The sequence below is a fragment of the Actinomadura decatromicini genome (assembly GCF_008121305.1).
In the GTDB taxonomy this organism is placed as follows: domain Bacteria; phylum Actinomycetota; class Actinomycetes; order Streptosporangiales; family Streptosporangiaceae; genus Spirillospora; species Spirillospora syzygii.
The window spans coordinates 1,164,028-1,188,705 of sequence record NZ_VSRQ01000002.1; the positions used below are offsets into that span (position 1 = coordinate 1,164,028).

Annotated in this window: 21 protein-coding genes; 8 read left to right on the forward strand and 13 right to left on the reverse strand. The window is 68.3% G+C overall.

The window, feature by feature from the left end; all coding sequences use genetic code 11:
* Nucleotides 1-74: 74 nt before the first annotated feature.
* A complete protein-coding gene (locus tag FXF68_RS13140) occupies nt 75-746 on the forward strand; it encodes a Crp/Fnr family transcriptional regulator (RefSeq protein ID WP_148759170.1) in 672 nt (223 codons plus the stop codon).
* 27 nt (nt 747-773) lie between these two features.
* Here FXF68_RS13140 and FXF68_RS13145 read toward each other — a convergent pair whose 3' ends face one another.
* Complete coding sequence (locus FXF68_RS13145) at nt 774-1,241, reverse strand: Pycsar system effector family protein (protein ID WP_148759171.1); 468 nt, start codon at nt 1,239-1,241, stop codon at nt 774-776.
* Nucleotides 1,242-1,443: 202 nt separating this feature from the next.
* Here FXF68_RS13145 and FXF68_RS13150 point away from each other — a divergent pair, with 202 nt between their 5' ends.
* The 3 genes from FXF68_RS13150 to FXF68_RS13160 all read left to right on the forward strand — a co-directional run bounded on the left by FXF68_RS13150 (nt 1,444) and on the right by FXF68_RS13160 (nt 4,816).
* The gene (locus tag FXF68_RS13150; RefSeq protein ID WP_148759172.1) at nt 1,444-2,889 is read left to right on the forward strand and encodes a tetratricopeptide repeat protein; all 1,446 of its coding nucleotides are present in this window, start codon (nt 1,444-1,446) and stop codon (nt 2,887-2,889) included.
* 141 nt (nt 2,890-3,030) lie between these two features.
* Nucleotides 3,031-3,879, forward strand: coding sequence for an SAM-dependent methyltransferase (locus tag FXF68_RS13155; RefSeq protein ID WP_148759173.1), 849 nt, complete (start codon nt 3,031-3,033; stop codon nt 3,877-3,879).
* Nucleotides 3,880-4,192: 313 nt separating this feature from the next.
* Entirely contained in the window at nt 4,193-4,816 is a 624-nt protein-coding gene (locus tag FXF68_RS13160; RefSeq protein ID WP_148759174.1) for a dihydrofolate reductase family protein, read from the forward strand.
* 3 nt (nt 4,817-4,819) lie between these two features.
* Here the strand turns inward: FXF68_RS13160 and FXF68_RS13165 are convergent, their stop codons facing one another.
* The 11 genes from FXF68_RS13165 to FXF68_RS13215 form a co-directional block, all read right to left on the reverse strand.
* Nucleotides 4,820-5,965, reverse strand: a complete 1,146-nt coding sequence (locus tag FXF68_RS13165) for an RNA polymerase sigma factor (protein ID WP_148759175.1) — start codon at nt 5,963-5,965, stop codon at nt 4,820-4,822.
* A gap of 5 nt (nt 5,966-5,970) precedes the next feature.
* Nucleotides 5,971-6,378 (reverse strand): YciI family protein, encoded by a 408-nt coding sequence (locus FXF68_RS13170; RefSeq protein WP_148759176.1) that lies wholly within the window; start codon nt 6,376-6,378, stop codon nt 5,971-5,973.
* A gap of 119 nt (nt 6,379-6,497) precedes the next feature.
* On the reverse strand, nt 6,498-7,637 hold the full coding sequence (locus tag FXF68_RS13175; RefSeq protein ID WP_148759177.1) for an amidohydrolase family protein: 1,140 nt from the start codon (nt 7,635-7,637) through the stop codon (nt 6,498-6,500).
* Nucleotides 7,634-8,479: an ABC transporter permease gene (locus FXF68_RS13180; RefSeq protein WP_148759178.1), complete on the reverse strand. Its 846-nt coding sequence runs from the start codon at nt 8,477-8,479 to the stop codon at nt 7,634-7,636. The genes FXF68_RS13175 and FXF68_RS13180 overlap by 4 nt, the downstream gene beginning before the upstream one ends.
* Nucleotides 8,472-9,257 carry an ABC transporter permease gene (locus FXF68_RS13185; protein ID WP_148759179.1) on the reverse strand — a complete coding sequence of 262 codons (786 nt, stop codon included), beginning with the start codon at nt 9,255-9,257 and terminating at the stop codon, nt 8,472-8,474. The genes FXF68_RS13180 and FXF68_RS13185 overlap by 8 nt, the downstream gene beginning before the upstream one ends.
* Nucleotides 9,254-10,057 carry an ABC transporter ATP-binding protein gene (locus FXF68_RS13190; protein WP_148759180.1) on the reverse strand — a complete coding sequence of 268 codons (804 nt, stop codon included), beginning with the start codon at nt 10,055-10,057 and terminating at the stop codon, nt 9,254-9,256. The genes FXF68_RS13185 and FXF68_RS13190 overlap by 4 nt, the downstream gene beginning before the upstream one ends.
* Before the next feature lies 1 nt (nt 10,058).
* Nucleotides 10,059-11,132, reverse strand: coding sequence for an ABC transporter substrate-binding protein (locus FXF68_RS13195; RefSeq protein WP_187437887.1), 1,074 nt, complete (start codon nt 11,130-11,132; stop codon nt 10,059-10,061).
* A gap of 80 nt (nt 11,133-11,212) precedes the next feature.
* Nucleotides 11,213-12,268 (reverse strand): alcohol dehydrogenase catalytic domain-containing protein, encoded by a 1,056-nt coding sequence (locus FXF68_RS13200; RefSeq protein ID WP_187437888.1) that lies wholly within the window; start codon nt 12,266-12,268, stop codon nt 11,213-11,215.
* The gene (locus tag FXF68_RS13205; RefSeq protein WP_187437889.1) at nt 12,268-13,008 is read right to left on the reverse strand and encodes an RraA family protein; all 741 of its coding nucleotides are present in this window, start codon (nt 13,006-13,008) and stop codon (nt 12,268-12,270) included. Before FXF68_RS13205 ends, FXF68_RS13200 begins: the two co-directional genes overlap by 1 nt.
* Before the next feature lie 73 nt (nt 13,009-13,081).
* Entirely contained in the window at nt 13,082-13,984 is a 903-nt protein-coding gene (locus tag FXF68_RS13210; RefSeq protein WP_148759184.1) for an amidohydrolase family protein, read from the reverse strand.
* A gap of 527 nt (nt 13,985-14,511) precedes the next feature.
* A complete protein-coding gene (locus FXF68_RS13215) occupies nt 14,512-14,907 on the reverse strand; it encodes a RidA family protein (protein ID WP_148759185.1) in 396 nt (131 codons plus the stop codon).
* A gap of 134 nt (nt 14,908-15,041) precedes the next feature.
* Here FXF68_RS13215 and FXF68_RS13220 point away from each other — a divergent pair, with 134 nt between their 5' ends.
* A complete protein-coding gene (locus FXF68_RS13220) occupies nt 15,042-16,016 on the forward strand; it encodes a helix-turn-helix transcriptional regulator (protein WP_148759186.1) in 975 nt (324 codons plus the stop codon).
* A gap of 38 nt (nt 16,017-16,054) precedes the next feature.
* Entirely contained in the window at nt 16,055-16,876 is an 822-nt protein-coding gene (locus tag FXF68_RS13225; protein WP_222869909.1) for a hypothetical protein, read from the forward strand.
* Nucleotides 16,877-16,950: 74 nt separating this feature from the next.
* Here the strand turns inward: FXF68_RS13225 and FXF68_RS13230 are convergent, their stop codons facing one another.
* Nucleotides 16,951-18,696: a glycosyltransferase family 4 protein gene (locus tag FXF68_RS13230; RefSeq protein ID WP_148759187.1), complete on the reverse strand. Its 1,746-nt coding sequence runs from the start codon at nt 18,694-18,696 to the stop codon at nt 16,951-16,953.
* A gap of 613 nt (nt 18,697-19,309) precedes the next feature.
* On the opposite strand from FXF68_RS13230, the gene FXF68_RS13235 reads away from it, so the two are divergent.
* Both FXF68_RS13235 and FXF68_RS13240 read left to right on the forward strand, forming a co-directional pair.
* Nucleotides 19,310-20,890 (forward strand): tetratricopeptide repeat protein, encoded by a 1,581-nt coding sequence (locus tag FXF68_RS13235; RefSeq protein WP_148759188.1) that lies wholly within the window; start codon nt 19,310-19,312, stop codon nt 20,888-20,890.
* A gap of 65 nt (nt 20,891-20,955) precedes the next feature.
* On the forward strand, nt 20,956-24,582 hold the full coding sequence (locus FXF68_RS13240; protein WP_187437890.1) for a tetratricopeptide repeat protein: 3,627 nt from the start codon (nt 20,956-20,958) through the stop codon (nt 24,580-24,582).
* The last annotated feature ends 96 nt before the right edge of the window (nt 24,583-24,678 follow it).

Here is a 24,678-nt window from a genome sequence, read left to right on the forward strand (position 1 = left end):
ATCGCCCCGCCTCGGACGGGGATAGTAAGAATGTGGGCGAAGCGGGGACAGAGAACTGGCCGATCGGGACTTTCATGGCGGGGCTCAAGGCGTCCCTCCAGACCGAGCTGCTGGCGATCGCGCCCGAGCAGAGCGTGCGCGCCGGGCAGCGGCTGATGGCGCAGGGAGCGTCCACCGACCAGGTGCTGGTGCTGCGGGCGCGGGGCAGCAGGTCCCCGGCGTGCGTGAAGGTGGTCGGCTGCCTGGACAACGGCGCGGAGGTCCTGTTCGGCGTCAGGGTCAGCGGCGACCTGGTCGGGGAGCTCGCGGCGATCCGCGACACCGACCGGTCCGCGACCGTGATCGCGTGCACGGACGGGGCCGTCCACCGGCTGCCGAAGGAGCGGTTCCTCGGCTTCCTGCACCGCAACCCGGAGGCGTGGCGGCTGCTCGCGACCATGATCGGCGACCGGCTCGACTGGTCCAACCAGCGGCGGCTCGACTTCGCGGGATACCCGGTCGACCAGCGGCTCGCGCGGGTGCTCGTCCAGCTCGCCGAACGGCACGGCTACCCGGTCGCGGACGGCGTCAACCTCGGGATCGAGCTCACCCAGGAGGAGCTCGGGAAGCTGGTCGGCGCCGCGCGGGAGTCGGCGGTCAAGGCCGTCAAGCAACTGCGCGGCGCCGGGCTGATCAGCACGGGCTACCGCAGCGTCGTGGTGTCCGACCTCGACGGGCTGCGGGAGTTCGCCATGGTCAGCGGGTGAGCCATGGTCAGCGGGTGAGAGCCGGGGTCAGCCGCCGACCGCGCCCCAGAGGACCTTGACGAGGGCGAGCACCACGGACGCCGCCGTCCAGGGGATCGCCCGGACGACGTGGTGGTGCTTCAGCGCGGCCGCCTCGGCGAGGGCCCGCGCCATCGCCCACGCCTCGTCCCGCTGGGACACGGCGTCGGCGGGAAGCCGCTCGGTGATCCCCAGGATGCCGAACGCGCTGGTCGTGGGCTCGCCGTTGAGACGCGGCCGGATCGCCTGGGTGAGGTGGACGCCCGCGCAGAGGAACACGGCCAGGTAGACGAGGGCGAAGACCGCGGACGTGTCGCCCGCCGCGCTCAGCATCGCCGCCGCCGAACTCGCGAGCACCGCGTAAAGGACGGAGACCTTCGCGTCGGCGTGCTGCAGATAGTTCTGGAAGGTTCCCATGGCGTTCAGGGCGACCATCGCGTCGTGGGCGGGGTCATGAGCGATGGAATCGGTGTCCACGTTCTCTCCTCACCGGCGGGGTCCTCGCGTGCGTTCAGCGAACCAGCCCGGCGGCCCCGAGATTGGGTACTAATGCCAAATGCCGGAGTGACGTAGACGACCTCGCGGCGACGGCCGGAGGCTCGCGGCGAACCGGTGATCCGCTTTCGGCGTCGGTCATTACGGAACGATCGGCGAACACGAGATCACGGGGAGTGCTCCCATGAGCGATGCCGGACACCCGGCGGAGGCGACCGCCCTGTTCGAGAAGGGTCTCCGCGCACTGCGCGAGGACGACCCGGTGGAGGCGGAACGCTGTTTCCGGGAGGCGTCCGAGAAGGGCCACGGGGGCGCCTGCCTCAACCTTGGAGTCCTCCTGGGCGAGCGCGGGGACGTGGACGAGGCGAAGCGGTGCTACCTGCGCGCCTGGGAACTGGAGGCCAACGACAAGGCGGCCTCCAACCTCGGAGCGATTTATGACGACGGCGGGAAGGGCGACCTGGTCGCCGCCGCCGAATGGTACGGCCGGGCGGCCGACCTCGGTAACGCCATCGCCGCGTACAACCTGGGATTCGTCTGGCAGGACCGCGGTGAACCCGAAAAGCGCCTGGGCGCATGGCGGCGCGCCGCCGACCTCAAGCACCCCGACGCCGCCTACGCGCTTGCGGAAGTCCATCTCTCACAGCAGGACGTGAACGAGGGAGTCGCGTGGCTGCGCAGAGCGGTCCTGGACGTCGGAAACGAGAAGGCCGCGCGCAGGCTCGCCGACATCTACGCGAATGCGGGACGGCGCCGAATGGCCCGGTTCTGGAGCGCTTTCCCGGACGGCCCGACGTTCTACAGCCCGGAATTCCAGGCGTTCGCTAGCGAGATCTCCGCCGTCGGAATCCAGCAGCAGGACATCTTCAACGACGCCTTCGCGCAGAACCACATCGAATGGGACCCGGAGGCCGCGACCGTGACCCTGGACGGCCGCACCCTTCGCGGACTCACCGTCCTCGGCAGCTTCTCCAACCTTTCCCAGACCTGGCTGTGGGCCTGGGACAACCCGAGTTGGGACCAAGACCTGCCCGCGCTGGCGGAACTGCGCACCATTCGCGGATTCGGTGAACGGCACCAGATCCCAGAACTTATCAAGGGCCACCTGGACTTCTCGCGGTTCAACCATCCGGCGGAGGGCGCGTCCACGATGGCTCTTTCCGCCGCCGCGCTGATCGGCGCCAAGGGAGTCAGCCTCGTCACCGTGAACGGCGGGAAGGGGCGTCTCGTCCTGGCCGTCGACGACCCGGGCATCCCCACCGCGACGTTCGATCCGCTGGCCGTCCCCCGGCTTCTCACGCACGCCGCCGAGGTCTGGCCCGAGGAGCAGCACCGGGTGGTCCGCGGCTTCATGGAACGCCACGGGTTCGAGGTCTCCGAGTCGCCCGCCGTCATCGTCGTCGAATCGGCGGACGGGCACCGCGTCACCGTCCGCTGCCCGTTCGCGAACGCCAAGGAGCATCCGGAGGTCGCCGCCGTCCTCGGACGCGACAACGCCAGGATCGTCGCGAACACGCCCGCCCGCATCCAGGGCGAACGGCGGGACGCCGCGAACCCGTACCGCCTGACCGTGCTCTTCGACCTCGACGACCGCGTCACCGCCATCAGCGGAGACCACAACCCCGGCTGAGGCATCGCGGTCAAAATCCCATTGGCCATGATCGAAACGATCAAACGCATAACCGGCGACAGCGCCCCGGCCACGGGCATAATAGGGCGGGAAGTGCGATGAGATTCTCTCGACCGGTCAATCCCCTTCGAGGAGCCGACGATGTCTCCTGCCGAGAATTCCGGCGACCCCACCGCTGAATTTCCTCCCCACCTGCCCCAGTACGCTCACGAACGGCTCAGGCCCGACATTCCGTCCCCGGCCCGGACGTGGAACTACTGGATGGGCGGCAAGGACAACTACGCGGCCGACCGGCTGGTCGGCGACTCCACCGCCGCGATCAACCCCGAGGTCATCACGCTGGCCCGGGAGTCGCGCCCGTTCCTGGTCCGCGTCGTGCGGTACCTGGCGGCCGAGGAGAAGATCCGCAACTTCCTCGACATCGGCTCCGGGCTGCCCGCCGAGTCCAACACCCACGAGATCGCCCAGGGCGTCGCACCCGAGGCGCGCGTCGTCTACGCCGACAACGATCCAATGGTCCTCGCCCACGCACGCGCGTTAATGCGCGGAACCACCCCGGAGGGCGTCACCGACTATCTCGACGCCGACTACCACGACCCCGAGCAGATCCTCGAACAGGCCGCGAACGTCCTGAACTTCAGCCGGCCGATCGCGGTGATGTTCATGGGCGTGCTCGGTTTCTGCCAGGAATACGAGACCGCCAAGCGGATCGTCGCCGCCACCATGGCGGGCGTCCCCTCGGGCAGCCTGCTGGCATTGTGGGACTGCACCGACACGTCCGAGGCCGCCAAGCAGAGCACCGACCAATACGCCGATTCCGGAACCCTGCCCTACATCCTGCGCAGCGTCGAACAACTCGACGGCTTCTTCGACGGCCTGGAAAAAGTGGAGCCGGGCCTGGTCCCCATCACCCAATGGCGCCCGGACAACCCCGAAAACGGCCTCCCCGCCCACATAAACGGCTACGGCGCCGTAGCCCGAAAGCCCTAACCCCCGCCCAGAGCGCCGCCCCGGCCACCACGGGGCGGCGCTTTCGCATCAATGATCGTGGGAGGACGGCCAGGGAGTGGGATCCTCTCCAGATCGGCCGGGCCAACACCCGCCAGCTCGTGAGTCGGGTGTGGAAGTGCCTGATCGGGCGGGGGTGTGGGCCGATCGACCGGGGTGAGCACCGCCGTCTTCTGCGGTAGATGCTTGGCCGCCGACCAGACGGGGTGGGCGTCCCTCGTTTTCCGGCGTGGCGATGAGTTCGGCGGTCGCGGGCAGTCCATCTCTCTACAGGGACGAACAACCGGGAGTGGATATGGGACAGATACAGATCGAGATGTTCGCGACGCTCGACCTCGTCGGGCAGGCGCCCGGCGGGCCGGAGGAGGACCCGAACGGGTTCCCGTTCGGCGGCTGGCAGGCGCCCCTGATCGACGAGGTCACGGGCGCGCAGGTCGGCGCCGCCTACGAGGGCACCGACGCCCTGCTGCTGGGACGGCGGACGTACGACATCTTCGCCGCCTACTGGCCGCACCAGGAGGGCGGCCCGGCCGACGACATCGCGACGCTGTTCAACAGCGTCCCCAAGTACGTGGCCTCGCACGGCAAGCCCGACCTGTCGTGGGCGGGGTCCAGCCAGCTCGGCCCGGACCTGCCCGCCGCCGTCCGCGAGATCCGCGACCGGCACGAGCGGGTGAAGGTCGTCGGCAGCCTGAACCTGGTGCAGACGCTCCTCCACGAGAAGCTCTTCGACGTCCTCGACCTGTGGGTGCACCCCATCGTGCTCGGCGTCGGGAAGAAGGTGTTCGACGGCGGCGAGGTGCCGACCAGCCTCACGCTCGTCCAGCCGCCGGAGGCGAGCCCGAACGGCATCGTCCACCTGCGCTACGGGCTCGTCGAAGGCACCCCGGAGACGGGCGACATGACCGTCGAGAACTGAACCTCAGGCGCGCGGCCGGGCGTTGAGGCGGGCCGCCTGCCGGGTCAGGTGGTCGCGCTCGGGGAGGTTCGGCGCCGTTCGGGCCGCCTCGGCGTAGAGGCGCGCCGCCGTCGCCGGGTCGCCGTCGCGTTCGTGCAGGTAGGCCGCGGCGGCGGTGTAGCGGGGCAGGGCGGGGTCCAGCTCCGCCAGGGCGGCGAGGCCCGCGCGCGGGCCGTCGGCCTCGCCGACCGCGACGGCCCGGTTGAGGCGGGCCACCGGGTTGTCGGTGAGGCGCAGCAGCTCGTCGTACCACTCGACGATCTGCACCCAGTCCGTCTCCTCGGCGCTCTGGGCGTCGGCGTGGAGCGCGGCGACGGCGGCCTGGGCCTGGAACTCGCCCAGGCGGTCGCGGGCCAGGGCCGCCTGGAGGATGCCGACGCCCTCGGCGATCAGGCGGGTGTCCCACCGGCCGCGGTCCTGCTCGGCGAGCGGGACGAGCCTGCCGTCCGGCCCGGTGCGCGCCGGACGCCGGGCGTGGTGGAGCAGCATGAGCGCGAGCAGGCCCGCGACCTCCTCGTGGTCGATCCGGGCCGGCAGCTGGCGGGTCAGCCGGATCGCCTCGGCGGCGAGGTCGACGTCCCCGGAGTAGCCCTCGTTGAAGATCAGGTAGAGCACGCGCAGGACGGTCGCGATGTCGCCGGGACGGTTGAGCCGCACGCCGGAGATCGACCGCTTCGCCCTGCTGATCCGCTGGGCCATGGTCGCTTCCGGGACGAGGTACGCCTGCGCGATCTGCCGCGTGGTCAACCCGCCGACTGCGCGCAGCGTCAGCGCGACCGCCGAGGACGGAGTCAGCGACGGGTGCGCGCACAGGAAGTAGAGCTGGAGCGTGTCGTCCACGGCGTCGCTCGGGCCGGGCGGGGGCTCGGCGTCGGCGCGCTCCTCGCGCCGACGCCGCGCGGCGTCGGCGCGGGCGGCGTCCAGGAACTTGCGCCAGGCGACGGTGATCAGCCAGCCCTTGGGGTCCTGCGGCGGGTCGTCCGGCCACACGCGGACGGCCTCGACCAGGGCTTCCTGCACGGCGTCCTCGGCCGCCGCGAAGTCCGCTCCGCGGCGGCCGAGGACACCGATCACGGTCGGGGTGAGCGCCCGCAGCCGTGTTTCGTCCACCGGCGCTACTCCGTGGTCGTGGGGTGCGAGGCGAGGAAGGGGCGCACTTCGAGCCACTCGTGGATCGGCTTGCCGCCCGCGCCGGGAGCCGCGGACAGCTCCCCGGCCAGCTCGACCGCCCGCTCCTGCGACTCGACGTCGATGATCATCCAACCGGCGATCAGGTCCTTGGTCTCCGGGAACGGGCCGTCGGTGAGCGGCGGCCGCCCCTCGCCGTCGTAGCGGACGAACATGCCGTCCGGGGAGAGCGCCTGGCCGTCGACGAACTCGCCGGTGGCTTCGAGCCGCGCCGCGAAGTCGTTCATGTACTGGAGGTGGGCCGAGATCTCCTCCGGCGTCCACCGCTCCATCGGCACGTCGTTGACCGCCTCCGGGGCGCCCCGGTAGTGCTTGAGCAGCAGGTACTTGGCCATCAGATCCTCCTCTGTGCGGACGGCCCCTCGGGGCCGTGTTCGCTGCGGGGACGGAGCCGGGCACCGGTTCTCGACATCCCCCACGATTTTTTCTCCGGGGGATTTCGGAGCTTCTCAGCTCACTCTAGCGAGGACGCCCGGCGGACATCGCCCGCGCGGACGGTGGCCACCGGCCTGAGCCTGCGGCGGGCGGTCCGCCGGTCGCTGGCCGCGTCGACGTAGTCGAAGCGGCCCTCGTCCCAGGCCAGCACCGCCAGGTCGGCCTCCGCGCCCGGCCGCAGCGCGCCGACGCGACCGGCCAGCCCGAGCGCGGCGGCCGGGGACGCGGTGACCGCCCGGATCACCTCGGGCAGCGGCATGCCGAGGGCCAGCCACTTGTTCATGACCGTCAGCAGGCCGGGTCTCAGGTCGGGGAAGGAGCGGCGGCTGAGGTCGCTGCTGATCGTGTCCGGCGGGAAGCCCTGGACGAGCAGGGCCTCCGCGACGGCGAAGCTGAAATGGGTCATCCCGTGGCCGCAGTCGAAGAGGACGCCGCGCTCCCGCGCCTCCCTCGCCGCGCGCAGGAGGACCCCGTTCTCGTCCAGAAGGCCGTTGGGCCGCGGTGTCTGGTAGTGCGTCACCGTGTCGCCGGACGACAGCAGCGGGAGAAGCTCCGCCATGTTCTCGACCGTCCCGCCGATATGGACGTGCAGCGGCTTCCCCGTCTCGGCCGAGACGCGCCGCCCGAGCGCCAGCATCGGGCGGCACGGCCCGCCGGTGATCCGCGCGGAGAGGCGGAGCTTGATCCCGACGATGACGTCCGGGTGGTCGCGGACGAGACGGGCGACGCCGTCCGGGTCCACGAAGGCGGGACGGAGCTCGCCCACCAGCCCGGTCAGCCCGACGCGGGACAGGTTGAGGTGGCACAGCACGCGGGTGCGGGAGCCGCCGACGATCCAGCGGTGGAACCCGGCGAACGCGTCGGTTCCGCTGCTGCCGCCGTCCGCGACGGTCGTGACGCCGCCGTCCGCGCACACGTCGTCCGGCCAGGCGCCGATCGACGTCGCGCCCCAGTAGACGTGCGCGTGGGCGTCGACCAGGCCGGGGCACACCAGCGCGCCCGAGGCGTCGAGCACGGTCGCCGCCCGCGCCGGGTCGAGGCGGGGCGCCACGGCGACGACCGTCCCGTTCCGGACGCCGACGTCGAAGCGGCCGTCCAAGCCGTCGCCCGGCGACAGCACCCGGCCGCCCCTGACCAGCAGGTCGTACTCCGCCGTCATCGGGACGACTCGAAGAACCGCTCCGTGCCGGCCCGCAGCACCCCGAAGAGGATCTTGTTCTGCGCGACGCCGAGCAGCATCAGCACGACCAGCACCGAGAACTCGGCCGCCACGTTGATCGACTCGCTGTAGCTGAGGAGGAGCTGGCCGAGGCCGCCCGCCGAGGGCGCGACGAACTCGCCGACGATCGCGCCGATCAGCGCGAACGCCATGCTGATCTCCAGCCCGGACACGATGCCCGGCACCGCCGACGGCAGCGAGATCCGCAGCAGCCGCTGGCGGCGGCTCGCGTGGAACGCCGCCGCCATCTCCAGCCGCGTTTCCGGCACCGCCGCCAGGGCGGCGAGCGTCGCGACCACGGCCGGGAAGAACGCGAGCATGGCCGCGAAGCTGAACTTCATCGTCAGCCCGAACCCGAGCCACAGCGCGCACACCGGCGCGAGCGCGATCTTGGGTAGCGACTGGAACGCGACGACGTACGGGTAGAGGACGAACCGCGCGATCCGCGACTCCGCCATCAGCAGCCCGAGCAGCACGCCCGATCCCGCGCCCAGCGCGAATCCGATCAGCGTCGCCTTCCACGTCTCCCAGGTGCTCTGCCCGACCTGCTCCAGGAAGATGTCCGAGCGCATCACCGCGAACACGTCGGTCGGCTTCGGGATCACCACCCCGCTGATCTCGAAGCGGGAGATCACGAGCTGGATCAGCAGGACCCCGGCCAGCCCGACCGCCACCGGGGGCAGCAGCAGGAACGCCGCCCGCGCCGGGAACCCGGCACGCCACGTCCGGCGCGGGACGGCGGGCTCCCGCGGTCCGGCGCGCTCCACCGTCGCTCTATTCATCGGGCATGCGCTCCATCACGAAGTGCCGGGCGACGCGCACCAGCGACGCGAGCGCCAGCCCGACCGCGACCAGGATCAGCAGGACGGCGAACTCCTCGGCCAGCCGGAAGTCCCGCTGGTACACCTGCAAGATCACGCCGACCCCGGCGTTCGCGCTGATCAGCTCACCGGCGATGGCCGCGAGGAAGGACAGCACCACCGAGATCTCCAGCCCGGAGAAGATCGGCGCGACCAGCCCCGGGAACACGACCTTCATCCGGATCTGGGCCCTGGACGCGCCGAACGCCGTGGCCATCTCGATCCGGTTCCGGTCGGTCTCGGCCACCCCCGCCATCGTGCTGACCAGGATCGGGAACAGGGTCGCCGCGCCGACCAGCCCGATCTTGGACGTCATGCCGAACCCGAACCAGATCACGAAGATCGGGGCCAGCGCGATCGGCGGCAGCGCCTGCAAGGCCACCGCGTACGGGTAGACGCCCTGCCGCAGGATCTTGGACTCGCCGAGCAGCACGCCGAGCACCACCCCGGCGACGAGCCCGATCAGCAGCCCGAGGAACGCCTCCCCGAGCGTGACCCGCAGCGCCTTCAGGTATTCGCCCCATTCGCCGGACGGCCCGAGCGCCTTCAGCGTCGCGTCCAGCTTCGGCACCGAGGAGCCGTCGCCCTGCACACCGGACGGGACGACCTGCCACGCCGCGAGCAGCACGGCGGTGACCATGATGAGGCCGCCCCAGCGCGCCGCCGTCCCGGCCCTCGCGCGGGCGGGCGGGACGGTCATCCGCCGACCCCCACGTCCGCGGCGAACAGCCGGTCCCGGACTCGTCCGCACACCTCGGCGAACTCGGGCGTCGCCATCAGCTCCTTCGTCCGCTCCCTGGGGAACGGCGGCGTGACGACCTCCACCACCGTTCCGGGGCGTTCGGACAGGATCACCACGCGGGTGGACAGGAGCACCGCCTCCTCGATCCCGTGCGTGATGAGGACGGCGGTCTTCCCCGTCTCCCGCCAGACGCGGTTCAGGTCGATGTTCATCTGCTCCCTGGTCAGGGCGTCCAGGGCGCCGAACGGCTCGTCGAGCAGCAGCAGCCGGGGGTCGTCGGCGAGCGCCCGGCAGATCGCCACCCGCTGCCGCATCCCGCCGGACAGCTCCTTCGGCCGCCGCGACTCGAAGCCCGCGAGCCCGGCCCGCTCCAGCAGCCCGGACACCCGCTCGCGGTCCTCGCCGGTGACCTTGCCGTGCAACTCCACCGGGAACAGGCAGTTGGACATCACGTCCCGCCAGGGGAGCAGCGTCGCGTCCTGGAGCGCGATGCCGATGTCGCGGCGCGGCCCGGTGACCGGCTCGCCCCAGACCCGCACGGTGCCCGCGGTGGGACGCAGCAGGCCCGCGATCGCCTTCAGGACGGTGCTCTTCCCGCAGCCGCTCGGCCCGACGATGCTCACGAACTCCCCGGGCCGGACGGCCAGGTCCACGTTCCTGACGGCCTCGACGTCCCGCACGGCCCGGCGTCCGCGCCCCCGCCCGGCGAACACGTGCCGCAGTCCGGCGAGCTCGACCGCGTGCTCCGTCGTCGTCATGTCATCCCTCGAACTTGTAGTTCTTCGCCGAGTTCTTGATCTGCTGACTGTCGAAGGCGTTGAACGCCTGGACGAACTCGTTGGTCACGAACTGCTCGGCCTTGAACGGCGTCGGCGTCAGTTTCGTCGCGACCGAGAAGTCGCTCCACGCCTTCACGCCCGACTCGGGGAACGAGCCCCAGTTCTTGTGGCCGTCCGGGTCGCCGCTGGTGAGGTGCTTGGTGCGCAGCGCCAGGATCCGCTTGTTGTCCTTCATCTTCTTGTCGTCGGAGACGCCCGGGACGTTCGTCTTCGGATAGACCGCGTACATCATCTTGATGGCCGCCTCCGGATTGGCGGTGGCGAAGACGTCGGCCTTCGCCATCGCCCTCCCGAACCCCTCGATCACCTTCGGGTTGGCCTTCATGAACGACTGCTTCGCGGAGAACCCGGTCGAGAAGAGCTGCTCGGAGAGCGCCGAATTGAAGTAGCGGAGCTTCGCGCCGAGGTTCTCCATCGCCGCGTACTGCGAGTCGAACAGCATCAGGGCGTCCACCTGCTTGCTCGTCAGCGCGTGGTAGGCGCCGGCCTCCAGCCCGACCGACACGAACTGGACGTCGGTGTCCGGGTTCAGCCCCTGCTCTCGAAGGAGGGCCTTGGCCAGCGGGATCGTGCCGCTGCCCAGGCTCTGCGCGCCGATCTTCTTGCCCTTGAAGTCCGCCCAGCTCTGGATGGGGCTGTCGGACCGGACGGCGAAGCTCGCCACCTGCGACCGCGCCCAGTTGAAGAACATCCGCTGATCGGACCTGTTGTTCACCGCGTCGGGAATGAGCGACTGCGGCACCGGCGCGGCCATGTCCATCTGCCCGGCCGCCACCGCCTGGATCGCCTGGGTCGAGCCGGGCGTGAACGTGGTCTCGACCTTGAGGCCCTCGTCCTTGAAATAGCCGAGATAGCGGGCCACCGGAATGGCGGCGAAACTGGAGTTCATCGCCTTGATGGCCAGCGCGACCTTCACGGTCCGCAGGTTTTCGCCGTTCTCTTTTGAGTTGCCGTCGCCGCTGCCGCACCCGGCCGCCGCCACCAGGACGCACATCAGTATTACGCGGAATGCCAGAGAGACCGGTCTACGAGGTCCCATCTCCGTTTCCTTCCCAGTTCATTCCGGGCGCCAGGTCATCCAGTGCTGTCGGGGACGAGGAGAATGCGGCCGGTCGCCGAACCGCTTTCGAGGATCTCGTGGGCTCTCGGCGCCTCCGACATCGGCAGCGTCTCCGTCACCACCGGGGTCACGAGGCCCCTTTCCAGCAGCGTCAGGACGTCCTCGAGCTGCCGCTTGGTGGTGCTCGCCGCCGACCTGATCGAGATGTCGCGGTTGCGCCAGCCCACGAGGTTCGCCTCCACCGGCGGCGGCGACTTCTGCACCTCGCCGACCAGCACGAGGCGTCCGTGCAGGGCGAGCGTCTTGACGCTCGACAGGAAGGACGTGGCGCCCACGTTCTCCAGGACGATGTCGCAGCCCCGGCCGTCCGTGACGTCCAGGACGTCCTTGCTGTAGTCGGCGCCCCGCTCGACGAGGACGATCTCGTCCGCGCCCGCCTCCCGGACCGCCTCGACCTTGCCGGGCGACGTCGTCTGCGCGACCACCCGCGCGCCGGACGCCTTCGCGAGCTGGATCGCGTGCAGCCCCACGCCGCCGCCCGCCCCGGTGACCAGCACCGTCTCGCCCAGCTCCAGGTGCGCGACGTCGCGCAGCGCGTTGAGCTGGGTGCCGATGGCGCAGGACGCGATCGCGACGTCCGGGGACGTGACGCCCGGCGGCACCTTCACCAGGCTCCCGTCCGACACCGCGACCAGCTCGGCGTAGCCGCCGTTCATGCCGATGTCGCCGAGGAACACCTTGCGCGGGCACCGCGTCTCCCGGCCAGTCCGGCATTCACGGCATTTGCCGCAGACGCGCTGGCGCTGGTTGGAGACCACCCGGTCGCCGACCGCGAAGTCCACGACGGCGGCGCCGATCTCGACCACCTCGCCGACGACCTCGTGCCCGGGAATGATCGGGAATCCGGTGCCCTGGATCCGGTCGCCCCGCCTGACGAGCACCTCGTGCATGCAGGCCCCGCACGCCTCGACCTTCACCACGCATTCGTCGGGGGCGGGGGACGGGGGCTCGACGTCCGTCCACGTCATGACGCTCGGCGGACCGGTCCTCTCGGCGACGACGGCCTTCATCACTCTCCGTTCTCTCGGTCTTGATCGGCGTCGTGGTTCCATTCGGCGTCGACGAAGCGGCCGCCGTCCGCGGGGAAGTTCGCGGCCCAGTCGCGCACCGCGAACAGCGACTCGCCCTCGCGTACGCGCGGCGTCAGCGTGGTCGCCTCCCGCAGGTCACGGGCCGTTGCGGCGTCCGCGACCCGGGCGGCGTCCTCCAGCGGGACGACCGCGACGCCGTCGCCGTCCGCCACGATGAGATCGCCCGGCCGGACGTACGCGCCGCAGCAGACGACGGGGACGTTGCCCCACCCGGCGCGGGTCTTGCCGGTCGCCGCCGGGGTCACGCCCAGTGCCCACAGCGGGAACCCGACCCGCTCGATGTCCGCGATGTCGCGCGCGCGGCCCTCGATCACCGCGCCCGCCAGCCCGCGCGCGGCGGCCGACTCGCTGACGTTCGCTCCCCACACGGCCGAGTCGACCGGCCCGTGCTGCGACGTCCACACGAGGAAGTCGCCGGGCCCCGCCACTTCGAGCATCGCGTGCAGGGTGAGGTTGCTACCGGACAGGTCGAGCGCCGTGACTGCCCGTCCGACCGCGCGCGTGCCGGGCGCCAGTGGCCGGACGCCGCGCAGCAGGTTCCGCTGCCCCATCGCCTCGTGGACGGACGCCGCCGCCAGCCCGTCGTACGCGCGCAGCACCTCGTCCGACGGGCGCGGGGCGCGGGTGAAGACCGTCCCGCGCGGCGGCAACCGGCTCATCGCGTCGTACCTTTCTGGGGGGCGGCCCCCAGGCCCCCGCAGCGGTGACGCCATGATCCTCGCTTCGCCGCGGTCATGGCGTGTCACCGAAATCGGCCAGTTCCGCCGGGTTGGTGACGAGGATGCGGTGCCGCGCCTTCTCGTCCGGGACGATCCGCTCGATCAGGTCGACCAGCACACCGTCGTCAGGCATCTCGCGGACGTTCGGATGCGGGAAGTCGGTGCCCCACAGGCAGCGCTCGGGCGCCTGCGCGGCGAGCAGCCGGGCCAGCTCCACCGCGTCGGCATACGGCGGGCCCTCCCTGGACAGCCGGTCGACCGCGCTGAGCTTCACCCACACCCCGGCGTCGAGCAGGCCGCGGAGGGCGCGCACCTGCTCGCCGTCCAGGCCCGTCGCGAGATCGACGCGCGCCATGTGGTCGATCACGGTGGGCAGGCCGGTGGACCGGAGCGTGCCGGACATCTCGACCACCGCGTCGCCGGCGATGTGGAACGCCACGTGCCAGCCGTACGGGCGGACGAGGTCGAGGATCGTCCGCAGCTCGTCGGGCGTCGGCGGGGCCCCGAGCCGCGGCATGAACTGCACGCGCACGCCCCGCACACCCGCCTCGTGCAGCGCGGCGACCTCGCCGGGCTCCGTCCGCGGCGTCAGCAGCGCCACGCCCCGGTACCGGTCGGGGAAGGCGCGCAGCGCGTCGAGCAGGGCCGAGTGATCGGTGCCGTGCGCGGCGGACTGGACGACGATGGCACGCTCCAAACCCAGCAGGTCGTGCCGTCGCCGCAGATCCTCCTTGGAGACGTCGGGCGGGTCGTAGGCGCGGTCGTCCGGGAAGGGGAAGACGTGGCCGGGGCCGAAGATGTGGCAGTGCGCGTCGCAACTGCGCGGCGGAAGCCGCAGCTCGGGGACCTTCGGATCGGGGTCCGGCGGCGCGGCGACCCTCCGGGGGGAGACGGGATCGGACGGGGGAGGCGGCATCGTTCGGGACCTTCCTCAACGGACGCCCGTGGCGGGTGGGAGTAGTCTCGAACGCGCTGTTGACGAAGTCAACAGTTGCATTTCGCGAGAGCCGGACGACCGGCCGAAGATCTGTTCTCGCGGCCGCGCGGTGATGACCGCCTTAACCTGCTGAAATGCTCCCGCTATCCAGTACACGGACGACTTCGATTACGCGACGGGAGATGCGCTGGTGCGACGTGTTGTCGTTATCATCACCGGAGCCTGGGCAAGATTCCGCTGGGCCGCTCAGGTGGCCGCCGCCGTCCGCAGCGTCTCGCGGTGCGCCAGCGCCACGGCCACCAGCTCGTCGAGCGCGTCACGGGTGCGGATCAGGTCCTCGATGCGCTCGGACAGCCGGTCGCGTTCCTGCGCCCTCCCGATCGCTCCCGTGGACGAGGCGACGTTCTACGAGGGCTACCTGACCTACCCCGCGTATCAGTACACGTCCTGAAAAGACCCGCCTGCGGCTCGTGCCTGTCGGTCGGCACGAGCCGCAGGCGACGCGGTCAGGCGACTGCGGTGCCCTCCAACTCCACCATCAGGTCGGGGATCGCGAGCCGCGTCACCCCGAGCATCGTGGTGGTCGGCAGCACGCCCGCCGCGCCCAACCGCGCGGCCAGCACGCCGTAGTGCTCGAAGAGCCGATCGACGTCCGTCGTGTAGACGTTGAGCCGGACGAGGTTCGCGAGCGACATGCCCGCCTCCCCGAGGACGGCCTCCAGGTTGTCGAGGCTCAGCGCCAACTGCGCCGCCATGTCACCGGCGTGCTCGGGCTTGCCGTCGCCGCTCATCGCGGTCTGCCCGGAGCAGTAGAGCGTCCGGGCGCTTCCGGAAACGATCTCGCCCTGGTTGTAACCCAGCTCCACCGACCACGCCCACGGGTTGACCGCCGTACGCTCCATGCCACACCATCCCCATTCGATTCGTATCGTCCAAGTGCGGACGTCAGTCGGCCAGGTAGCCCCCGACGCCCGCGGACACCAACCCTCCCGAGGAATCACGACACCCTCTGTCGTGTATTTCGTAGAGTCTTCGTATGCGCGCTGACCGGCTGGTCTCACTGGTGCTGCTGCTGCGCCGGCACGGTCGGCTGTCGGCGGCTGCGCTCGCGCGCGAGCTGGAGGTGTCCACCCGCACCGTGCTGCGCGACATCGAGGCGCTGTCGGCGGCGGGCGTCCCCGTCTACGCCGAACGCGGACGGCACGGCGGCTTCGCGCTGCTCCCCGGATTCCGGACGGAGCTCACCGGACTGAACCACGACGAGGCGCTGGCCCTGCTGATCGCCGGATCACGGCGCGGCGCGCAGGCGTTCGGACTCGGCTCGGCGCTCGCCTCCGCCATGCTCAAGGTCGTCGACGCCCTCCCCGAATCCCACCGCGACACCGCCGCCGACGCCGCCCAACGCCTGCTCATCGACCCGGACATCGACCTCCTCTCCCGCCGCGAGCCCACCGAGGAGGTCCCCGACGCCGTCGTGGCCGAGGTCAGACGCGCGGTGTTCGACGGACACAAACTGCGCATCCACTACGCGGCCTTCGGCCGGCCCCCGTCCTGGCGGACGGTCGACCCGATCGGCCTGGTCACGGCACGAGGCCAGGGCTACCTACTGGCCACAAGATCCGGCGAGGACCGCACCTACCGGCTGTCCCGCATCTCGGCCGCCGAGGAACTCGACGAACCGGCCCAACGCCCAGACCAAGTCGACCTGGACAGAGCCTGGCAGGAACGCAGCACCCGATTCCGCACCGGCGGCGACCAGATCACCGTCCTCCTGCGCGTGAACCCGGCCCGCCGACAAGACCTGCTGGACACCGCCCTATCCGTCCACGCCGAGGAACCCGACCCAGACGGCTGGCTACGCCTGCAAGTGTCCTTCCAAGACGCAAGACACGCCGAATGGGCCCTATGGCACCTGGCCACAAACGCCGAAGCCCTGACCCCAGACTGGCTACGCACAACCCTCCACACCCGCGCCAAGACCCTGACCACCCACTACACCCCACCCCCCTGACCCACCAGCTCCATTTCCCGCTCGGCGGAGGGGACCCCGTGACCGGGGTCGGCCTGGATCCACAGCGGCGTCTCGACCGCACTGGCGTACAATTGACAAAAAGGCTGCGGAAGGAAATGCAGGTGGCGGCCGTAATCCTCAATGTTCTCATCGGGATGGTCACCAGCGTCATCAGCGGCGGCTCCATTTGGTTGTGGCAGCAGGGCCGCAACAATCGCCTACTGCACCGCAAGGCCGCCTTCTTCGGACTCGGCCGGGGCGTCGAATGCCTGATCGTGATGAACGACAAGTACAGCAAGCCGGGCACTACCGCGCAACATGACGTACACGCGATGATCGACATAGCCACCCTGGCCGCGGAGCTCGACAGCCCGATCTCCGTGACGAAGGGGGCGGACTTTCGGGGGCACAATGGCGACAGCACCGAGTTCTGCATCGGAGGTCCCGCACGGGGCTCCAACCCACGGACCGGCGGACATCTGGCGGCACACCTGCCGGGTGTGAAGCTGCGTCCGTACAGCTCAGATGAGGATTCGCTGGCGTTCATGGTGGGAGAACGCCGCTTCCTGTGCGATCGGCGCAATCGTGAACACGTTCTCATCGCCAAGTTCACCCCGCGCGGATCGACCCGGCCTGTCATCGTCCTCTGCGGCCAGACATCTGTGGGGAACCGGGCCGGAATCGCCTTTCTGAAGCGGGAGTATCGCACCCTGGCGAAGACGCTCGCTTCGACCAGCCGGTTCTGCATCATGGTGCGTGTGGACTCGATCGCGACCTTCGGTCACGAGGCGACGAGCCTCGCGGCCGACGTCACGACGGAAGCGTTCGAGCCCGCGGAGCGCGCGGCCGCGGCGGGTTGACCGATACCTGCGCGCCGAGCATGAGGGCGCGACGCCACGGGTGCCTGGTGGACGTCCTCGCCTCGCTCGGATCGCTACGCCTGATGTTGCCGGAGTCGCTCGAGGATCGCCTTGGCCGCCATCGACCACGTCCGCTCCCTGCTCATGACCTCGCGGATTCGAGCAGCGTTCCGGAACGCCTTTTCCTGGTCCTGAAGAACACGCGCGATGGCGTACCCCCAGCGACTGACGACCTCCTCGGTGGCGTCGTGAGCCGGTAACACCATCTGATGGTCTGTTTCCGGCAGGATCTTTGTGAGCAGCCTTCCCAGCCCACTCTGTCCGCTCACGATTACCGGCACACCGGTTGTAATGGCCTCCGCGCCGACCAACCCGAATCCCTCCACCCGCGAAGGCATCAGGACGAGACTGGATTGCCGGACGTTCAGCATCAATGCCTCGTCGTCATTGGTGAAGGGGAGGGGCAGCACATCCAGCGAGGGCTTTCCCGACCATTTGAGTATTCTCGCCCGCAGCTCTTCGGAACTGCCTCTCGGTGCTCCGCGCGCCAGGAGCCTGACGGAGGACTCGTCGAGTCCGGCTACATCAATCGCGTAGGCCAGCGCCCTGGCGGCTATGTCCAGACCCTTGATCTTGTAGTCCTTCAGTCTTCCCATGATCAGGACTTGGCTTATCGGTCCTTCGGGCGGACCGATGACCGGTTCGAAGGCGGGCACGTCGAAGCCCGGGTCGATGTGCAGCGGCTCCGCCAGCCCGGGGATGCCGCCCAAGGCCGATCGGAGACTCGCGTGCAGTTGTGGCCCGACGCCGACGGTGAAGCTCGCCTCCCTGGCCAGCTGCCGCAGAATCCCAAACCGGCGATCCACACGTTCCCCGGCGTCCCGCGGCAGTTCGGCGTCGTCGTTCTGATCCGTCCTGTGCCATTCGAGATGCTCCGCGGCGGTGTGCAGGATATGAATCCGAGACGCTGAGGGGTAGTGGTCCTCGGCGATGCTCAAGCCCGGCGCTCCGGTCACGTGGTCGTGCGCGATCACGGCATCGGGGGTCACTCCGTCTGGGAGGTCGGGTACTCGCATGAGGACCTCTCGCCCTCTTGCCCCCGGCACCGGCCTGGCAGGGAGTAGACGCACCCCTACGTTGCGGGCATGGTCGAGATCGGAAACGGTCGGGTTGGGGACGACGCAGTAGACTCCAGCCCCCTCCGCGGCCAGGGCCTGGCACAGCATGCGGTTGAAGGTGGACACCCCGCCGTGGCCAGCGCCCCACTCCAGCGCGAGCGCCAGGATTCGTCTCGGCGGCTCGCTCGCTTCCACTGATCGTGGACCGGTCGATGTCCTGCCCTCGCCGGGGTCGGCCTTCTCCGGGGACCCGATCGAGGGCCGGGCTGAGGAGGTTCCGTCACTCCATTCTTCGTCATTCCAGTACACCGGCCGGCCGCCCGCCCACGAGTCCAAAACTTCGGGAAGCCGACGCATGGCCAGGTCGGAATCAGTGGCGCGGAGCCGAACGGCTACCCGATCGCGTCGGCAGACCATCTCAACCTGGCACGAGTCTCCGGATCCCGTGAGGGACTTCAACCAGGTCCTGACCGCGACCGCGGCACGTGTGATCTCCGCCACATGCAATTTGCCTATTTCTACGTTGACGCGAATCGATGCCGCAGGTTCTTGCACGGCGCTGGCCTGCCGGCCGCCCATTGGGGTCACCCTGCGAAACCTGACGTCCGCGGCGGTGAGTAGGTCGAGCAGTTCGACCCTGGCCGCTCCATCGGTGCCGACGGGGAATGTCACGAACAGCAGCGGCGAATCCGGAGTGCTCACGGCTCGATCATTACACGGACGATGGCGCGCAGCCGCGCAATCGGAGCGCGACGGGTCAACTACTCCCCGATTAGAAACAATCACCGTCGGTGACGCGTTCCCGCTCTGACTCGCGATGAATCCGCCTGCTTCCGCTTGGTGGGCTGATAGGACGAGAAAGGGCCTACCCGGTCGATCCCTCCGCCGACGGAGAGGAGTATGTTCGTGGATCAACAGAAGGGAGGCTGCTAATGAGGGCTCATACGCTCGATCGCGTACCGCGAATGGGCCGCAAGTACCACCTCCCCGCGAAAACGATCTCGTGGCATGGTGCCATGTACCGGGAAGATAGGATTTGCTTACCTCGGCGCGATGTCCAGGGGGCAGTCGTTGGTTCGCTTCCCGTCCGGTGCGGCCTACGGTCGTTCACCGAACCGGGCTTGCTATGACGGGAATAGTTGTCCCGCAGAGCCGACTCTGTGAACTGATGCGCAAAGCCCGCCGGCTAGCGCGGACGTCGGACAATGAGTTCTCGATGTCCTGCGAAGCCCATACCGAAACCGCTGCCGTGTACCGCTACGCGGAGCCGACCGAGATCTGAAATAGGCAATTCAACCAGCTAAAGGCCAAAGCGGTGTTCCATCCCCGTCGTGACGAGTCCCGTGTCATCCTCATTGGTACCGCGACATATCAGAACTACCCGGACATTCAGGCGGTCCGTAATAATCTTCAGGTGATGCGGGAAGTGCTGAGCCAGGCCGAGGTCGGCGGGTTCGACGAGCGGCACTGCCATGGCATGACCGACTTCCAAAGTCCGGAACGGCTCGCGGAGCATCTCCAGAGCGTTGCCGCGGAGGCCACAGATATTCTCGTGGTGTACCTGAGCGGTATCGGGGTGGCCGCGCGGGACGGTGAACTATGGTTCGCGCTTCAGCGCACGAATCCGAAGAACCTGCACTATACGGCACTTCCGTTGACGCTCGTGCAGGAAGGCATGAAAAGCAGTCCCGCCAGGATCAAGATCTTGATCGTCGAGTGTTCTCATTCGGGCAGGGCCCTCCATCGGAGCACCGTGCACGACAGCATTTCTCATATCGTCCCCGGAAAAGACCGAGAAACCGATACCTATGTGCTTACGGCGTGCTCTGAGAAGGACATCACCTGGCACTTGGACGACGATGAGCTGACTCCGTTCACCGCCGCGCTGACGCAGCTTCTGCGTGAGCCGCACAAAGACCATCCGGACGGTCTGCCGGTGGGCGCGATATTCGAGTTGCTGCGGCAGAAGATGTTGGCGCTCGGCTTGCCGGAGCCTCAACAGCACGGCGAGTATCTGGTCAGAGACCTTGTCCTTGTCGGCAACTCGGGTCGGCCTTCGGTCGACGGCGCCGACCTCACGGGCGGGCCGTCCGGCGGCACGGGCCAACTGCCGTGGGTGAGCGGAACGACGTCCGAACCGGCGGTCCCTCCGCCTGAGAACCAGGAGGAGGCCCTGACCAAGCTGCTCGACAAGGCTCGGCATGTCGCCGGCGCCGCGAGTCGAGTCGGGGACGAGGCCGAGAGCGAGTCGCAGGACTGCCGGGATCCGACGCCGGTCTATCTGGAGTTGGACACGATCATCACGGAGATGCTCCGGCTGGCGGGTCCGGAGCATGAAAAGATCATGGAGGTGCGTGACCTGCAGGGCTCCTGGTACGCCCGGGCGGGCCGACTCCCGGACGCCCGTATGTTGCACGAGCGGCTGCTGGAGACCCGGCAGGCGCGGCTGGGTCTCCAGCATGCGGACGTACTGACGACGAGACACCACCTCGCGAATGTGATCGGACTGATGGGCGATCAGCGGGAGGCCGTCGAACGGCTGCAAGTGCTGGTCGACGATCGCCGCGAAGTGCTTGGCGAAGCTCACCCGGACACTCTGACGAGCACCGCCGCCCTCGCCCATTGGACCGGAAAGACCGGTAATCCCGTTAGTGCGGCCCAAATGTACGGGTCCCTGTATGACCACTACGCGTGGCAGCACGGGACCCAAGCCCTATTGACCCTCCGCGTCCAAGAGGAACTGGTCACCTGGTTGGACATCGCGGGAAACGTCGCTGACGCCCTGGAAGCATGCGACAAACTCATCGAGGCGTGGAGGGCTTCAGGTCGTCCGAATCCCGCCAAATTTCAGGAAAAGCGTGACTCTCTGGCGCGCAAGGTGCAGGATGAACGATAGTCAGTATCAGCATGCGGGGGCGGGGAACCGGCGCGAGCCGAACGGAACCACCGTGGGGGATCACGATGGTAGATGACCGGACAGAGCTCCCCTTTCGGACCGCACAGGCGCTGGTCTTGGCGGTGTGTTCACCGAACATTCGTGCTGATCTGCGGTCCGAGTTGGCCGAGTGCACCTCGCGGCCACCGACCTCCACGGGGCTCAAGCGTTTACAGGGCGAACTGCTGTCCATCTTCGCCGTTCTCGAAAGACCGAACGCGGCTCTGGACATACGCACCCAGGCTTACCTCGTCCGTAGGTGGATCGAAGAGCAACGGCGGTCGCGCACGGACACGCCCGACTTCCGCGACGATCTGTCCCAGCTGGCTCAGACCGTTGAGCGTGTCGCCCGGCGGGCGAGTTCACCGGGCATAGATGATCCCTTTTGGCTGAGCCCCGGGTATTCCGGATCAGCCGACTTCAACATGGGCCGGTCCCATTTCGCCGCAGCCGCACCTGAGTTGCCTGCGGCCGAAGGCACGGAAAATTCTGAGTCCCTTGTCAGCGCCCTGCGATCGGTTCTGCTGCCGAACCTCATCCTGGAGGGAGGCTTGACGTCGGCAAGATCTGTCAGGCCGCCCTCGGTGCCCGGCTGGGAGGCGATCACCTGGCAACCGGAGGAGTTGAAGCGCCTGGTCGAGCCCCCGTTGGAGTTGTTGCCGGCCAAACTGCATGGGCGCGACTCATTGCTCCGCCGCCTTGAGAAGGCTCTGGTCGGGCCTTCCGGAGGTGCCCCGGTCATTCGCTTTCTGACCGGATCGGCCGGGGTCGGGAAGAGCAGCGTCGCCCTTGCCCTCGCTCGAACGGCCCGAACCCGAGGGCTGAACGTCTGGTGGGTTCACGGCGCCGCCGACCTGATCAATCCCGGCATGCTCGCCGTGGCCGCGAGCCTGGGAATCGACCGTACCGAACTCGCCGCGGCGCGAGCCGGCAGGCAGAGTCTGCCGGACCTGATCTGGAAACATCTCGAGCAGGCCGGCGACCGTTGGCTGCTCGTCTTCGACAATGTCGACGACCGGACGATGCTGGACCGACTTCTTTCTCGGGACAGCAGTGGTGGCGCCTGGATAAGGCCGAGCGGCAGAGGGATGACGCTTGTCACCACGCGGCAGCAGGAGATCACGGCTCGGAATGTCGAGACCGAACTGATCCGGCCGCTCGATGATCATGATGCGGTGCAGATGCTTCGGTCACTCGACTTGGGTGGTGGTGACGTCGGCGCCACGAGCCGGCTGACCCAATATCTCTACAACATACCGCTGGCCCTCAAACTGACCGGTCGGCAGTTGACCTCGGTATTCGCGGGAGTCTCGCATGCGGATTACCTGAGTACGCTGCTAGCCTCCCCGATGTCAGCGGAGCCGACAGACGGCGACGAGCCGCTACGTCCGCTGATCTGCATTCTGCGAAGATGGCAGGGCTCGGATGAAACCGTGCATCTTCCGCGGTTGTTGACCATTCTCGCGCACTTCGCCTCGGGTATCCCTCTTTCACCCACCGTGCTGGACGCGTCGGCCTTGAGTGAACTCGGCGTGCTGAATCCCACTCAAGCCGCTGATCACGTCCGCCAGGCACTGAGCGTTCTCAGCTCGCTGGGACTGATCGACTTGAAGTCGGTCGACGTCGACCATGGTCAATCAGATCAACCGTCGATTCTGCTGCATCCGATGATTTCGGCGGCGTGCAGAGAGTCGCTCCATCATGCGAGCGTCGCTGAGCAGAAACTCGTGCGAACCGCGGCCGCCGCCACACTGCGCCGGGCACTGGAGGCCCAGTTCCAGGCGCCGGTCTTCGATTGGCGCCTGTGGTTCATGCTGGCACCACATATTGGTTCCCTCATCACCAATCTACCTCCAGAGAGTCCTCCCGAAGCGATATCCAGCGCACTGTCGGCGGCTCGGCAGGCCATGGAGTACTTGGCGCGAACCGGTGCCTACCAGACGGCCGAGGAACTTGGCCGTGCCGCTATGCGGCTCGGCCAAGAACTGCCGAAAGAAGATGATGTATTCCTCGAAGCAGCCGCAGCGTTCGCGGGCGTACTCATCTTTCGAGAGAAACTGGGCGACGCGCAACTCCTTCTGACGACGGTACTGGCTGCCAGGCAGCGCAAGGCCGGGCTGGACGATGCGCTCACCCTCGACACCCTTGAGCTCCTGGCGGCGGTGCTGCGAGGCTTGGGCAAGCCCAGCGAGGCGGAGCAATGCCTACGGCAAGTTATAGAAGGGCGTTGCCGGGCGGGCAATAAGTATTCGGCCGCCACCGTCCGTGCCATGATCGGCCTGGCTCAGGTGTTACGCGAACAGAGTCGGCTCGGCGAGACGGAGTCGACGATACGCAGTGCAATCTCCATGCACAGCGGAAGTGATGACCGGTCGGCGGCGATCACCGTGGGGCCCAAGATCGACCTGGCCATGGTGCTCAAGGATACCGGCCGTTTCGAAGAGGCACTGGAATTACTACATGGTGTTATAGCCACCGGCACGAAATTACTGGGACCGACAGATTCCCAGACACTGGCGGCTCGGTCGGCACTCGGCGCGACGTTGTGCAGTATGGGACGCTTCGACGAAGCGAACGAAATTCTCCAGCGGACGCGGCAGGCCGGCGAAAAGGCGCTGGGGGAATCACACCCCACCACGTTGGCCACCATAACGGCACTAGGTGGCGCGTTGCGCGCCGTGGGACGTTTCGAGGAAGCTGAACAAGCTTTGATCAGAGCCTGTAAGAACAGCTCACGTGTTCTTGGGCAGGCGCATTCCGAGACCATCAACCTGCAGATCGGGCTCGCCGCCGTCAAGTATGACACGGGGCGGTTGAGCGACGCCGAGGTCAGCATTCGGCAGCTCCTCCGAACCCATGATGCGACCCTCGACCTAGCGCACCCCACACGCCTGGCCCTCCGGCATTTCCTCGCGGTGCTGCTTCACCGGGCCGGTTCCCTGGAAGAGGCGGAGAGCCTCTACCGGACCGTCCTCGATCGCAGAGAATGGTCTTTGGGGCCCAACCATCCGAGCACACTCGGAGTTCAGGCCAATATCGGTGCGCTGCTTCATGGCCGGGGTGCACTCAACGAAGCCATGCAGACACTTGAGCAGACGAAGGCCGGTTATCTAGCGATCTTCACTTCCGAGCACCCTTGCCTGCTCGCCGTCAAGAACAATATCGCCGGTGTCCTCGTGGAGATGGGGCGGGTCGGCGAGGCTCGCCGGGTCTATGAAGAGGTACTGCTCGTCCAAGAACGGACCCTGGGGCACTCGCATCCGGACACTTTGATCACCTACGGGAACCTCGCTGCCGCCTTCCACGCCGGCGGCCAGGACGCTCGCGCCGTCGCGCTGCTGAGGCGCGTGATCAGGGAATATGATCGCCGGCTTCCGCGCGCACATCCCTGCCTGCTGCTGGCCAGGTACCATTTGGCCAGTATCTATGAGCAGAAAGGAAGCGCGGCGGCGGCGCTCCAGAAGTATCGCGCGGTCCTCAATGTTCAAGCTGAGTGCCTTGGTGAGGGGCATCCGGACACGGTGGCCACACGGTTGAGCATCTCCCGGTTGCTGGAACGGGTGGGAAGAGGCCAGGAATCCGAGAACGAGTATCGGAGCGCCCTCTGGCAGGCCATGCACCAGCCCCTGCCGCCGCACGGCTCACGGCCCTGACTGATTGATCACCAGGCGTCGTCCGATGGAGGTCCGCTAAGAGCTATTGACTTTACTGGTTGCTTGACTGATAGTTGTGCACGGGAGTGAGGTGAT